Annotated in this window: 11 protein-coding genes; 8 read left to right on the top strand and 3 right to left on the bottom strand. The window is 57.1% G+C overall.

Annotated elements, in window-relative coordinates:
- The first annotated feature begins 247 nt into the window (after positions 1-247).
- From Q0Z94_RS08910 to Q0Z94_RS08880, 7 genes are all read left to right on the top strand, one after another.
- Positions 248-1837: a sigma 54-interacting transcriptional regulator gene (locus tag Q0Z94_RS08910; RefSeq protein ID WP_298068903.1), complete on the top strand. Its 1590-nt coding sequence runs from the start codon at positions 248-250 to the stop codon at positions 1835-1837.
- The gene (locus Q0Z94_RS08905) at positions 1797-1928 is read left to right on the top strand and encodes a hypothetical protein (RefSeq protein ID WP_298068901.1); all 132 of its coding nucleotides are present in this window, start codon (positions 1797-1799) and stop codon (positions 1926-1928) included. Before Q0Z94_RS08910 ends, Q0Z94_RS08905 begins: the two co-directional genes overlap by 41 nt.
- A 404-nt stretch (positions 1929-2332) precedes the next feature.
- Positions 2333-3451 (top strand): alanine dehydrogenase, encoded by a 1119-nt coding sequence (gene ald / locus Q0Z94_RS08900; RefSeq protein WP_298068899.1) that lies wholly within the window; start codon positions 2333-2335, stop codon positions 3449-3451.
- Between the two features lie 87 nt (positions 3452-3538).
- On the top strand, positions 3539-4897 hold the full coding sequence (locus tag Q0Z94_RS08895; RefSeq protein ID WP_298068897.1) for an aminotransferase class III-fold pyridoxal phosphate-dependent enzyme: 1359 nt from the start codon (positions 3539-3541) through the stop codon (positions 4895-4897).
- 158 nt (positions 4898-5055) lie between these two features.
- Positions 5056-6207 carry an iron-containing alcohol dehydrogenase gene (locus tag Q0Z94_RS08890; RefSeq protein WP_298068895.1) on the top strand — a complete coding sequence of 384 codons (1152 nt, stop codon included), beginning with the start codon at positions 5056-5058 and terminating at the stop codon, positions 6205-6207.
- Positions 6208-6722: 515 nt separating this feature from the next.
- The gene (locus Q0Z94_RS08885; RefSeq protein WP_298068892.1) at positions 6723-7766 is read left to right on the top strand and encodes an aldo/keto reductase; all 1044 of its coding nucleotides are present in this window, start codon (positions 6723-6725) and stop codon (positions 7764-7766) included.
- A gap of 204 nt (positions 7767-7970) precedes the next feature.
- The gene (locus tag Q0Z94_RS08880) at positions 7971-8870 is read left to right on the top strand and encodes a LysR family transcriptional regulator (protein ID WP_298068889.1); all 900 of its coding nucleotides are present in this window, start codon (positions 7971-7973) and stop codon (positions 8868-8870) included.
- 167 nt (positions 8871-9037) lie between these two features.
- On the opposite strand, the gene Q0Z94_RS08875 is transcribed toward Q0Z94_RS08880, so the two are convergent.
- From Q0Z94_RS08875 to Q0Z94_RS08865, 3 genes are all read right to left on the bottom strand, one after another.
- Complete coding sequence (locus Q0Z94_RS08875; protein WP_298068886.1) at positions 9038-10690, bottom strand: iron ABC transporter permease; 1653 nt, start codon at positions 10688-10690, stop codon at positions 9038-9040.
- The gene (locus Q0Z94_RS08870; RefSeq protein ID WP_298068884.1) at positions 10687-11748 is read right to left on the bottom strand and encodes an ABC transporter ATP-binding protein; all 1062 of its coding nucleotides are present in this window, start codon (positions 11746-11748) and stop codon (positions 10687-10689) included. Before Q0Z94_RS08870 ends, Q0Z94_RS08875 begins: the two co-directional genes overlap by 4 nt.
- Before the next feature lie 67 nt (positions 11749-11815).
- The gene (locus tag Q0Z94_RS08865) at positions 11816-12811 is read right to left on the bottom strand and encodes an extracellular solute-binding protein (RefSeq protein WP_298068881.1); all 996 of its coding nucleotides are present in this window, start codon (positions 12809-12811) and stop codon (positions 11816-11818) included.
- 337 nt (positions 12812-13148) lie between these two features.
- Between Q0Z94_RS08865 and Q0Z94_RS08860 the strand changes: the two genes are divergently transcribed.
- Positions 13149-14075: a 2-dehydropantoate 2-reductase gene (locus tag Q0Z94_RS08860; RefSeq protein ID WP_298068878.1), complete on the top strand. Its 927-nt coding sequence runs from the start codon at positions 13149-13151 to the stop codon at positions 14073-14075.
- The last annotated feature ends 116 nt before the right edge of the window (positions 14076-14191 follow it).

Here is a 14191-nt window from a genome sequence, read left to right as displayed (position 1 = left end):
CTCTGGCGTTGTTTCAGCGATTTCGCGTTAACGGCAAGATCGAAGAACTTTTATCATTATTAAAGTGATACTCTCAATATTTCTATGGGCAGATGCAGAATTTCACCACTGAGGAAGAAGAGTGCTGCTTCATACATGGGCTTCTGCAATCCTGAAATGAAATTTTCCTTCTGCCTTGCGGCTTGAATATCACAAAGAAATGTGAAATATTATCTTTGCAAGATAAAGCTCACTGGGGAGGGGCGATATGGACATGGAGAAACTGCTGTTTCCAGTTTTTGCAGTATGCCGCATGGAAGACTGGAGAATCTCTTTTGCTTCTCCTTCTTTTTACGCGGCCTTTCCCGATGCCGCTGCAGGGAAAAAGCTCTCCGATGTCTTTTCCGGTCTGCCTGAAGTTCATCAGCTCTTTTCAACGGATGTTCCCGATATTGGAATACACGTATGCTCCGCCCGGGACAAGCAGCTCATGATTTTCCGCTGGATGACCATCCGCATGGAAAACCTTGTCCCCTTCCGGTTCTTCGACGTTCTTTCTCTGCCCTGCAGCCTTTTTTCGCAAAAATCCAATGTGGCGCTGAACGAACATGCGCTGATCTCCGTACTCGATTCCATCTACGACGGCATCTGGATCATTGACCATAACGGCATCACGCTGTGGATCAACAAGGCCATGCAGCGCATCGCCAATATTCTGCCTGAAGAAGTCATCGGCAAGCACGTCACGACCGCCATGGAGCTGAAAAAATTTTCGGCCTGCGTCACGTTGCACGCGCTCAACGCCAGGCGCTCCATTTCCATGTTCGACGACTATGCCAACGGGAAGCACTGCCTGAACACATCCACTCCCATTTTCGATGAACAGGGCAACGTGATAGAAGTCATTGCCATTATTCGGGATCTGACCGAGCTGGAGGATATGACCCTCAAGCTGGAGCAGATGAAAAACACCTCGACCTACATGCCGTACAGCCCCCTCATGGATCTGGAGATGAAGCATGTCGGCAAGTCTTCGGCTTCCGTAAAACTGCAGGATGATCTGGCCAAGGCCGCGCAGACGGACGCCCCCATTCTGCTGCAGGGAGAGACCGGCACCGGTAAAACCATGATGGCCAAGGCCATACATCAGGCGAGTCTGCGCAGGGAGAAGAGCTTTATTTCCCTGAACTGCGGGGCCATTCCTTCTTCGCTGATCGAATCGGAACTGTTCGGCTACGACTCAGGGGCCTTTACCGGTGCACTGAAAAAGGGCAAGCCGGGTGTGTTTGAAATGGCGGACGGGGGAACGCTGCTGCTCGACGAAATTTCCGAGCTGCCCTTCTCCGCGCAGGCCACGCTGCTTCAGGTGCTGGACGGCGAGCCGTTCCGCCGGGTGGGAGGCACGGCGAACATCCATCCGGACGTGCGCATCATCGCCGCCACCAACAAGTCTTTGAAAGATATGGTGAAAAAGGGAACCTTTCGCGAGGATCTCTTCTACCGGCTGCGCGTCATTGCCCTTGAGCTGCCGCCTCTGAGGAAGCGCCGGGAGGACATCCCCACGCTACTGGATCACTTTGTCGAAACCATGTCAGAAAGCGGAACCAAACCGTATCTGAGCCAAAGCCTGCGCAACGCGCTCTCCTCTTACGACTGGCCCGGCAACATTCGCGAACTGCGCTCCGTTGCCCGCTTCCTGCTGGCTTTGAAAAAGAAGAAGCTCGTGCTGAGCGATCTCCTACATCCTTTCGGAACTCCCCAAAGCCTCAGACTCTCATTCCGGTCTTCAGGAAGCGGTGGAAGCTCTGGAGCGGGACTTGATCAGCCGTGCGCTGCGGGAAACCAAAAGCACCTATAAGGCGGCAAAACTCCTGAAGGTCAGCCAGTCCACCATTGTGCGCAAGGCTCGCAGCTATCATCTGAAAGAAGAACTGATCCAGCACCCCTAGCCCTGTTCTGTCCTTCATTGGGCCGCAGAGGGTTTCCGGACCTTCTTTATTTGGCGGAGCAAGAAGTCTTCGTCTGAAGAAGCGCTTTTTCCACGCTCTTTGCCAGATGACCACATAAGACAGCACATGGTTTGGCGGCTTCAGGCCTCTGTGCGAAAATAAGTCTTTTTTGACTTTCCTCCGCTGTTTCATCCGTCAAACAATGCATTTTTGCATTGTTATCTTTTTCCCGTCTTTTCGTTTCCTCTTATGGACTTTTGAAAAATATCCATAGAATAACTAAGGATAGAGAGATCCCTTGTTCAGAAATCAACTTTGGCACACATTTTGCTATAGCAGAGAAGTGATGGAACGCCATCCACTTGGCCTTATCTGTTTTCCAGAATTTTAAGGAGGTTGCACTCATGAAAGTCGGTATCCCTACTGAAATCAAGACCCAGGAATATCGCGTAGGTATCACCCCTGCCGGTGTCCATGCTCTCAAGCTGGCCGGACACGACGTCCTCGTGCAGAAAGGCGCCGGACTCGGCAGCATGATCACCGATGAGGAATATATTGCGGCAGGCGCCAGCATCGTCGATACCGCGGCCGAAGCCTGGGCCTGCGATATGGTCGTCAAGGTCAAGGAACCGCTGGCTGAAGAATACGCCCTGTTCCACAAGGATCTGCTGCTCTTCACCTACCTCCACCTCGCTCCCGAACCGGAACTGACGAAAAATCTGCTGGAAAAGAGTGTGACCGGCATCGCCTATGAAACCGTACAGCTCGACAACGGCGGGCTTCCGCTTCTGGCCCCCATGTCCGAAGTGGCTGGACGCATGTCCATCCAGGTCGGCGCCCAGATGCTTACCAAGCGCGAAGGAGGCATGGGGCTTCTGATGGGCGGCACCGCAGGTGTTGAAGCTGCGCAGGTCGTCATTCTCGGCGCCGGTACCGTGGGCACCTCCGCGGCCAAGGTCGCCATGGGCATGGGCGCGCACGTCACCATTCTCGACAGCAACATCAACCGCCTCCGTCAGCTTGACGATCTGTACGGCCAGAAGCTCCAGACGCTGTATTCCAACGCCTTCAACATTGCTCAGGCCGTGAAGAAGGCCGACCTCCTGGTCGGTTCCGTGCTCATCCCCGGTGCGCTGACCCCGAAGCTGGTGACGGAAGACATGGTAAAGACCATGAAGAAGGGCGCCGCCATCGTGGACGTCGCCATCGACCAGGGCGGCTGTATCGCCACCACTGCCCGCCACGGCGCTACCTATCACGACAATCCCACGTTCATCGAACACGGCGTGGTGCATTATTCCGTGGGCAACATGCCTGGCGCTGTGGCCCGCACCTCCACCTTCGCTCTGACCAACGCGACCATGCCGTACATGGTTGAGCTGGCCAACAAGGGCTGGAAGAAGGCCTGCCAGGATAACCGTGCGCTGGCCCGCGGCATCAACACCTGCCAGGGGCATGTGTTCTTCAAGTCCGTGGGCGAAGCCCTTGGCTACGACGTACATGATCTGGCGGAAATCCTCTGATTTCCCCAGTCCATACCCCCGAGCCGCTCCTGCGCCTCAGGGAGCGGCTCCCCCTCATCCTTATTTCCATTCTTGAAGGAGACCGTCATGTCACAGGCACAGAACATCATCGCTCTTGACAAAAAGCATGTCTGGCATCACCTGACCCAGCACAAGATTTATGAAAAAAGCGACCCCGTTGTCTTTGTGGAAGGAAAGGGCTGCCGCGTAAAGGATGTGAACGGCAAGGAATACCTGGACGCCGTGTCCGGCGGCGTCTGGACCGTCAACGTGGGCTACGGCTGCGAGCGCATTGTGAAGGCTGCCGCCGATCAGATGATGAAGCTCAATTACTTCGCCAACTCCTATGGCAATATTCCCACCGCCGAGCTGGCCGAAAAGCTGATCTCCATCATGCCGGGCATGAACCGTCTCTACCTTTCCAACTCCGGTTCCGAAGCCAACGAAAAGGCCTTCAAGATCGTGCGTCAGATCGGCCAGCTCAAGCACGGCGGCAAGAAGACAAAGGTCATGTATCGCTATCGCGACTATCATGGCACCACCATTGGCTGCCTGTCCGCCTGCGGTCAGTTTGAACGCAAGAATCAGTATGGTCCCTTTGCCCCCGGCTTTGCCGAATTCCCCGACTGCTCCGCCTACCGTGCGGGTCTGGAGAACGACCCTGACGCCGGCGTGAAGTTCGCCCGCAAATTTGAAGAAGCCCTGCTGAAAGAAGATCCCGACACCGTGGGCGGCGTGATTATTGAACCCATCACCGCCGGCGGCGGCGTCATCGTTCCTCCGGATGGCTATCTGGAAACCATGGGCGAGATCTGCAAGAAGTACGGCATCCTGCTCATCATGGACGAAGTGGTCTGCGGCGTTGGCCGTACCGGCAAGTGGTTCGGCTATCAGCACTGGGACGTCAAGCCCGACATCGTCACGATGGCCAAGGGCGTGGCCTCCGGCTACGCTCCCATCTCCTGCACGGTGACCACGGAAGACGTCTTCCAGGACTTCATCAACGATCCCGCCGACCGCGATGCCTACTTCCGCGATATCTCCACCTTCGGCGGCTGCCTCTCCGGTCCCGCTGCGGCGCTTGAGAATATCAAGATCATCGAAGACGAGAATCTGCTCGACAACGTCACCAGGCAGGGTGAATACCTCCTGGACGGCCTGAAGGCCCTCAAGGACAAGTACGAAATCGTCGGCGACGTGCGCGGCAAGGGCCTTTTCGCCGGTATCGAACTCGTCAAGGATCGCAAGACCCGCGAACCTGCCGATGAATCCAAGGCTGCCGCCCTCTGCGGTGCCTGCATGAAGGAAGGCGTGATCATCGGCCGCACGGCCCGTTGCTTCAGAGATCTGAACAACACGGTCTGCATGGCTCCTGCGCTCATCTCCACCAAGTCCGATATCGATGAGATCCTGCGCGCCCTCGACAAGGGCCTTGCAACCCTGTAACGGCACTCCCGAAGGGAGCGTTCTCTTGCGGGCCTCCCTCCGGTAAGCTCAACGAGACTCCGCCGCGAGGAATCCGTAACCGTCATGTGCTGCGGCGTCAAACTCCGGCGGAGTCGTGTAACATCTGCAGGACAGATTCATTCTGTGAGGAGCAAGACATGCTGTATACCCATACTACCGTCAAGCGCATCATCCACGGCGCCGGCTGCATCAAGAATGCACCCGCGGAAGCCCAGCGCCTTGGAGGCACCCGCGCCCTTATCATCACTGATCCCGGCATCGCCAAGGTCGGTGTACAAAAGCCCCTGCAGGATGCCCTCGATCAGGCCGGCATTCCGTGGAGCCTTTACGACCACGCCGAGCTTGAACCCTCGGTTGACTCCATCGCCAGCTGCGCGGCCGCCGCGAAAGAGTTCAAGGCTGACGTGCTGTTTGGCATCGGTGGCGGCAGTGCCCTGGATACCACCAAGGCTGCCGCCGTGCTGCTGACCAATGAAGGACCCATCAACCAGTATTTCGGCATGGGCAAAGTGCCAAATCCTCTGCCTCCTGTCATTCTCATTCCCACCACGGCGGGAACCGGCAGTGAAATGACGTCGATCTCCGTGCTGGCCGACACAAAGAACGGCGGCAAATGGGGGGTGGTCTCCGACTACATGTACGCCAGTGCCGTTCTGCTTGACCCGGAACTGACCATTGGTCTGCCTCCGTCCGTCACCGCCATGACCGGCATTGACGCCTTTGTCCACGCCATGGAATCCTTTGTGGGCAAAGCGGCCACTCCCATCACCGATGCCCTGAACCTCCAGGCCATGAAGCTCATCGCACGGAGTATCCGCCGGGCCTATGTCAACGGCGGAGACCTCGCCGCACGCGCGGATATGCTCTACGCCTCGGCTCTGGCCGGCATGGGCTTTTCCAACACGCAGAACGGCATCATCCACGCCGTGGGCACCGCCGTTCCCCGCGAGTATCATCTGCCCCACGGCCTGCTGATGGCCTGCCTGTCTCCGCTCTGCATGGGCTTCAACTACATGGCCCAGCCTGAAAAGTATGCAGAAGTCGCCCGTATTCTGGGGGCGAAGGACGAAGGCTGCACCCTGTGCCTCGCCAAGAAGGCCGCGGACTGCATGGCCGCACTGCTGAACGATCTGGATATCAAGGCCGGGCTCCAGCCCTACGGCGTGACGCGAGACGAACTGCCTCTCATCGCGGAACGCGCCGCCGGCAACGCCCGTCTCATCGGCAACAATCCCCGGCCCGCCAATGCCGGACAGATCCAGAAGCTGCTGGAATCCTCCTACAAGTAACCAACCATTCGCCAAGCCTCCTGATCCGTTCCCTGTGCAGCCGCGGGGAACGGATTTTTTGTCCTGTGCGCCAGACGCGGGGAAGCTAACAGGCAACGCCCGAAGGAGCGTTCCCACGGCCTCTTTCAGCGGCTGCCCTCGTCTCATAACCTTGTCTTGCGGCATAAAGCACATCGGACATTGCAGCATTAAGGACTGGCAGCGACTGCACATGCCCGTCTTTTTCCGTCATCTGTACTGCCGTCAGTTTTTCCATGTGACTTTGGGTCGTGAGAACGATTTGGTTCATGTAGTGAGAGCCACTTACGACTTCCTTCAATGCGAAAGTCTGCCTACGATGGCACATAAAGGGCGGAACGGAGGAAACATGCTCGTGTGTTGGGGAGTGGCTTGTGAAGGTGTTCAAGACCGTGCTGCGCACCTGCAGCGCGGCCGCTGTCGCCAGGCCGTACCCGCCGGCATCATGGGAAGTAGTGCCCTTCGGTGACTGCCGCCCGTACTCAAGGAGGAATATCATGGAATACATCAGACTTGGCAGTTCGGACTTGAACGTTTCCCGTATCTGCATGGGCTGCATGGGCTTCGGCGACCCCACGCAAGGCCCCTGCACCTGGACACTTGACGAAGACGCCTCGCGGGCCATCGTCAAGAGGGGACTGGAACTGGGCGTGAACTTCTTCGACACCGCGCTTGCCTATCAAAGCGGAACGAGTGAACAGTATCTGGGCAGAGCTCTTCGTTCCCTTGCCCGCCGGGAAGACGTCGTGGTCGCTACCAAGTTCCTGCCCCGCACCGCCGGGGAAATCGCTGCCGGAGTAAGCGGACGGCAGCATGTGGAACGTATGCTGAACAAAAGCCTCGAAAATCTCGGTATGGACTATGTGGATTTGTATATCTGCCACATGTGGGACTATCAGACGCCCATCGAGGAAATCATGGAGGGTATGAACGATGCGGTAAAGGCGGGAAAGGCGCGCGCCATCGGCATCTCCAACTGCTTTGCCTGGCAGCTTGCCAAAGCCAACGCCCTCGCCGAAGGCAGCGGCTGGGCGAAATTCGTTTCCGTTCAGGGTCACTACAACCTGCTTTTCCGTGAGGAAGAACGTGAGATGGTTCCACTCTGCGAAGAAGACCATATCGCCCTGACTCCCTATAGTGCGCTTGCAGGCGGCAGACTTTCCAAACGTCCGGGGGAAACGTCCAAACGGCAGGAGGAAGACGGTGTAGCCAGGATGAAGTACGACGCCACGGCTGAACAGGACGGCGTCATCATCGCCCGTACAGCGGAAGTGGCCGACCGGTACGGCGTAACGATGACACAGGTGGCGCTGGCCTGGCTTCTGAAAAAGACGGCTTCACCAGTGGTCGGCGCAACGAAACTGCAGCACATTGAAGGTGCGGTGGCCGCCCTCAAGCTGAATCTGACCTCGGAAGATATGGCGTATCTTGAGGAGCGGTACGTTCCGCACAAGCTGGTGGGCGTCATGGCGCTCAACAAAAAGCAGCCCACAGAGCCTCCTGCCTGGTCCACGGGAAATCAGATCATAAGACCGGCTTGACGCACATGAATTGTCAAAAGGTAAAAAAAGTTCATAGGGTTGAGGCTGACGATTGCAAGAAAAACGTCTATCCTGCCTGGTGAGGCCTGAACCTGACGTGATAAAGCCGGCTCAATCCTTGCAGCCGGCTTTATCCATACCCACGATGTTCCGTGAAGTGCGGCAAGGCCGTTCTTTGCATAGCTGGAACGGAGCGGCAGACCAATGTACGATCACCATCTGAAAGCGTTTGTGCTGGCGGCAGAGTGCGGGAGTTTTTCGCGGGCGGCGGAGCGCCTCTATATTTCTCCGAACGCTTTATTGAAACACGTCAATCTTCTGGAAAACAGTTTGGGTGTGGCACTCCTTGAGCGCAGTCCCCGTGGGGTGTCGCTTACGAGAGCCGGCCGCTATGTGTATGGTGAAGCCAAAATTTTCATGGAACGGGCCGAACAGGTACGACTTCAGGCGAAACGTCTCAGCGAGACCGCAGATGAATGCATCCGCCTGGGAAGTTCTCTCATGTGTCCGGGGCGTCCCATTGTGAAGCTCTGGTCCAGGGTGAGCGTTGACTACCCGGAAATCCGCCTGCAAATAGTCCCCATCGACGATACGGATAACAGCAACATCGGAGAGCTTGGATCGAAGGACGCTTCCGTTGATATGGTGGCAAGCCTTATTCCTTCGACCCGGTGGGGAAATCGCCATGCGATAGTGGAGCTTGGACGAATACCGCTTGCAGTTGCCGTTCCGCTCACCCATCCGCTTGCCAGTCATTGCAGTATCCGTGTTGAAGATCTTTTTGGAGAGACGGTACTGATGGTACGGCGCGGCGACACAAGCCATGTGGACGCACTGAGGAACTGGTGGGAGGAGCAGTACCCGCAAATTCATATTGAAGATGTTGCCCCTTACTCTCTCAATACCTTCAATCAATGCGCCGCAGAAAACAAACCTATGATCAGCGCCGAGCTGTGGCAAGATGTGCACCCGGCGTTAGTGACCGTTTCTGCCGAATGGGGCGAACGTTTTTCTGTTCCCTATGGGATCATCCATCGCAGAGAGGCAAGCCCGGCAATGCAAAAGTTTTTGCAGGTCATAAACGCTGTCTTTGACGCTCATTGAACGAGTGCGAGCTTGCTCTCGTTCATGCGCTCTCAGGGTACAAATTTCAGCCACAAGCCATGACCGCCAGGTGCTCTGTGCGCCGCAGAAAAACACTGGCTTTTAGAAAACAAAACGGCGCAGAAAGACCCAGAGAGGCCTTTCTGCGCCTGCCGTTTTTCGTTGCTTCACAGGGACTGCATGGGATCGCGGCCCAAAAACTTGTTCAGCAGGAACAGCGGGATGATGACCGAAAGGATGAGAATGGCACCGTAGGCTGAAGCCGGGCCAAAGTCGCCGCTGCCGATGTACTGGAAGACCTGAACGGTCATGGTGGACCAGGGGCCGTAGTAGAGAACTATGGTGGAGCTGAGTTCCGCCAGCGTCGTCACCCACATGATGATGGCCCCGGAAATGATGCCCGGGAGCATGACCGGAACCACAACCTTCATGAACGAACGCAGCGGGGGCACACCCAGATTGACCGAGGCTTCCTCGATGGCGGCGTCGATCTGATAGAGCAATGCGGAAGTGGTCTTCACGGAGAACGGCGTTTTGCGGACGAAGTAGGCGAGTACCAGGATCACCCAAGTTCCCGTCAGGATGACAGGCCCCTCGTTGAAGGTGGCGGCCATGGCTATGCCCAGCACGGAACCGGCGATGACCAGTGGCAGCATCATGACGAGGTCGAGGGTATAGCCGCAGACGCCGCGGCGGCGCACGACGATATAGCTCACGGCCATGCCGAAGAACATCCCGATCACCGTTGCGGTGGTCGCCAGGAAGAACGAGTTCAGGATGGGACGGGGCGCGGAGTGGAGCGCAAGTGCCAGGTTGTCCAGGCTGAACTGACCGTAATACATGACCGGCCCGCTGGTCTTGGTGACGGCGGCCACGAGTACCACCAGAAAAGGCGCCAGGGACACGAACACCACTCCCGCGCAGAACAGCCAGGAAAGGCAGGTCTTCCACGGCGCGAGAGGCAGGATTTCCGGCGGCCGCAGAGAAGACATGGCATAGCTTTTGCGTTCCACCCAGACTTTCTGAATAATGGTCAGAAGCAGGGTAACGACCACAAGCACGGTACTGAGTGCCCCGGCCATGGAAGGGTTGCCGCCCATTTCACTGACAAACTCGCTGTACGCCTGCTCCGCAAGTACTTTGTAATCGTTGCCGATGATGGTGGGCACACCGAAGTTTTCAATGGACATGCAGAACACGATAAGTGCGCCGGAGGCGATGGCAGGCATGACCACGGGCAGGGTGACTGTATAGAACACGCGCCACGGCGAGGCTCCAAGATTTCTGGCCGATTCTTCCAGCGAGCGATCCACGGAATTGATGGCCGCCGAGACCATGAGGAACACAAAGGGGAAGAACTGGAGCGTGTAGACCAGTACCACGCCCTGCCAGCCGTAGATGCTGGGCGTGTTCAGCCCGAAGGAATGGAAGAACTGCGTCAGTATGCCGTTGCGTCCGAGGAGCAGCAGCCAGGCTTCCGCGCCGATGAACGTGGGCAGGATGAGCGGCAGTGTCCCCAGCGTCTTGAGGATGCTGGCGCCGGGCAGCTTGTAGCGGGTGGTCAGGAAGGCAAAGGGCACGCCGATGATGACGCTGAATACTGTGGCCAGGCCGCTGAGAAAGACACTGTTCCACAGGCAGCGGCGATAAAAGCGCGTGGTAAAGACGTCAATGTAGTTGCCCCAGGTGAACTCTCCCGTTTCCGCAGAGACGAGGCTGGCCTGAAAAATGGAGAACATCGGATAAACGACCAGCAGCAGAAGTACGGCGATGGCCAGCACGAAGACCACGTTCCAGACGGAGAACAGGCGAGTCTTCATGCGCGCACCGTGACAGGACTTTCAGGGGCGAAGCACAGCTCGACCGTCTGTCCTGGTTCGAGCATACCGCTGTGATTCAGGGAGGGCATATCCACGCGGAGCCTGCGTCCCAGGGCTTCCACCTGATAGACCACGGTGTCTCCTAGGAACATGCGTTCGCACACCGTGCCGGAAAAGCGGTTTTCCGAATCCGGCCCTGCGGGCAGTATCCAGTCTGGGCGCAGCATGATGTTGAGAGTTTCGCCGGCCTTTGCGCCCTCGGAACGGAAACGGAACGCCACGCCTCCCGTTTCCGCATAGGTCATGCCGGAAGCGGCGTCAAAGTCCGTGCAGAGGGTTTCGAGGATGGTGCAGGAACCCATAAATTCCGCGGTAAAACGGTTGGCCGGAGAAAAATAGATGGCGGCAGGCGTGGCCACCTGCTGAAGATGCCCTGCGTAAAATATGGCGATGCGGTCGGACACGGCCATGGCTTCTTCCTGGTCGTGCGTGACGTAGACCGTGGTGATACCGAGATCCTGCTGGATGCGGCGGATCTCCTCGCGCATGGACACACGGAGCTTGGCGTCGAGGTTGGACAGAGGCTCGTCCATGAGCAGAACGCGGGGGCGGATGACCAGAGCCCGCGCCAGAGCCACGCGCTGCTGCTGCCCGCCGGAGAGCTGACGCGGATAGCGCGACCCCATGCCGCCAAGCTGCACGGAGTTCAGTATCGCCTCAACCTTCTCCTTCATTTCCTGTCCCTTGATGCCTCTGGCCTTGAGTCCATAGGCCACGTTTTCGGCCACGGTCATGTGTGGAAAGAGCGCATAGTTCTGAAAAACCATGCCCGTGTCACGTTTATGGGCGGGAAGATGGAGCACGGATTCCTCGCCGAAAAGAATATCTCCCTCATCCGGCTGATTGAATCCGGCGATCATGCGCAGCAACGTGGTCTTGCCGCAGCCGCTGGGACCCAGAAGCGTAAAAAATTCTCCGTCTCCGATGACGAGATCCACATGGTTGACAACCGTGTTCTGTCCGAATCGTTTGACGATATTTTTCAGTGTGATCTGCATTAGACGCTCCAGCGACGCGAACGCCCCCGCAGGGACGCCCGCGCCGCCTTTCAGACAATGTGACCTTTTACTTGTTGAGAACCAGCTTCTTCCACTGGGCCAGGATCTTTCCTTTCAGGGCGCTGGCTTCGGCGGGATCAAAGGACTTGAGGATGTTCAGGGAAACGGTATCGGGCAGTCCGCCGATGGTGGCCGTGTCTTCGCGGGCGGGGCGGCGGTAGTACTTCTGGAAAATCATCTCTTCAACTTCCTTGGAGAGCAGATAGTCGACGAGCTGCTTGGCTTCGGCGGGATGCTGGCAGCCATTGACCAGAGCGGCACCCTCGGGAGCGGAAATCACGCCGTCGGAAGGATAGATGATCTTGACATCGGGGTTGCCTCCCGCCACATAGCGGTACGCAGCGTATTCCAGCGTGATGCCCAGGGCGAATTCCCCTTCAGCGGTGCCTTTGTACACGAGGCTGGAGCTGTCCAGAATGGTGGCGTTGTCCACGAGTTTGGCCAGACCTTCATCGCCGAACATCTTGTACACTCCGTACACCTGAGCGTAGGCCGTGCCGGACTTTTCAGGGTTGGCCATGACGATCTTGCCCTTCCAGCGGGGATCCAGCAGGTCAGCCCAGGTCTTGGGAGCTTCGTTTTCCGGGATGAGCTTGGTGTTGACCATGAACACCATGAGATGCGTGTTGGACGCAATCCACTTGGCTTCCTTGTCGATCATAGTGGCGGGCAGACCTTCCGCTTCGGGTGACTTATAGGCGGCAAAGTCGGCCTTGGCATTGTCCAGGACGGCCACATCGCCGCTCCAGAACACGTCGCACAGCGGGTTGGCGCGCTCGGCCGCGATGCGCTTCATGGCCTCACCCGTGCCCATGCGCACGGAAGTCATGGTGTGTCCCGTTTTTTCCTTGAAGCCCTGAGCGATAACGTCGAGCAGTTCAGGCTGATTGGACGAATACAGCACCACCTCTCCGGCATGGGCATTCAGGCTGGAAAAGCCGAAGGCCAGCCCCAGTGCAAGACTGCCCGCCCAAACCGCTATTCCTTTCCATGTTGTTTTCATGAATCCCTCCAGGAAGTTCTTCCTTCTGGTTAAACGGCTTAACACAACTTCATCCAGTAGTTTCATAAATATTCAAGGCTTGTCAAGAAGCGGGCAGGAGCGTTTCTGCGCTGGAAACAGCCCAGGCGCACCCGAAATCCCCGCTGGTTCAGCCGCCGCACACTTTGTCCAGGAGCAGGCTGCCCGATCCCTCGGTGCTTCCCCAATACGCTGTTTTTTGATAGAATTTTGCTGTTGCAGGTTTTATCCTCTGAAGGTGTTTTACCCAAGAAGGCAGCAAAGCCTTTCAGAGAGAGGGCCGCCTGAAGACCAGGTTTTAAACCACAAAGGAAGAAAGATGAAAATCGCAGTTCTCGGCGCCGGAGCTATGGGCTGTCTGTACGGTTGCTATCTGTCCCGCAAACACGACGTTCTGCTCATCGATGCCTGCGCTCCCCAGGTGGACGCCATCAACAAAAACGGCGTCAGCATCACGGAAAAGGATGGTGTCGAACACCACTACGCCATGAAAGCCGTCCTGTCCGGAACCTGCTTTGAACCCGTTGATCTCCTGGTGGTCTTCGTCAAATCCACCGCCACCTACGCCGCGATGGAGGCGAATCAGGCGCTTGTCGGGCCGGAGACACTAGTCATGACACTCCAGAACGGCGCGGGCAACGACCGCGACATCGCCCGTTTTGTTCCCAGGGAGAACATCGTCATCGGCACGAGCAAGCACAACAGCGTGGGCCTCGGCCTCGCCTCGTACCGGCACACCGGCAGCGGTGAAACCACGCTGGGAACCATGATTCCGGACAGCAGCAGAGACCGGACCGTGGCCGCCATACTCGAAGAGTGCGGGCTGGAAACAGTTGTCAGCGATGACATCCAGCGCATCATCTGGAGCAAGCTCTTTGTCAATATGTCCATCAATACGCTGTCCGCGCTTCTGGAATGCCGCATCGGCTACATGATAGAGAACAGGTATGCCTGGGACTTTGCCAAACGTATCATCTATGAGGGCGTCATGGTGGCCGAAGCCGATGGAACGTACTTCGACCGCCGTGAGGCGCTGGAGAGCGTACACAAGGTCTGCGAAGCCGTGCCCAACGGCTACGCCAGCATGTATCAGGACCGCAAAAACCACCGCAAGACCGAGATCGACAAGATCAACGGCGCGGTGGTGGAGCAGGCAAAACTCTACGGCGTACCGACCCCGTACAATTCCCTTGTGGTGGATCTTATCCACGCCGTAGAAGGCACCTATGATGAAAAGCTAGAATAACCAGCCAGTCTCCTGCAGCCAACCTGCAAGAGTATCATCTTAATAATGATAAAAGTTCTTCGATCTTGCCATTAACGCGAAATCGCTGAAACAACGCCAGAGATTTATTCAACATA

The sequence above is a fragment of the uncultured Mailhella sp. genome (assembly GCF_947631555.1).
In the GTDB taxonomy this organism is placed as follows: domain Bacteria; phylum Desulfobacterota; class Desulfovibrionia; order Desulfovibrionales; family Desulfovibrionaceae; genus Mailhella.
This window is presented reverse-complemented; position numbering and strand designations above follow the sequence as displayed.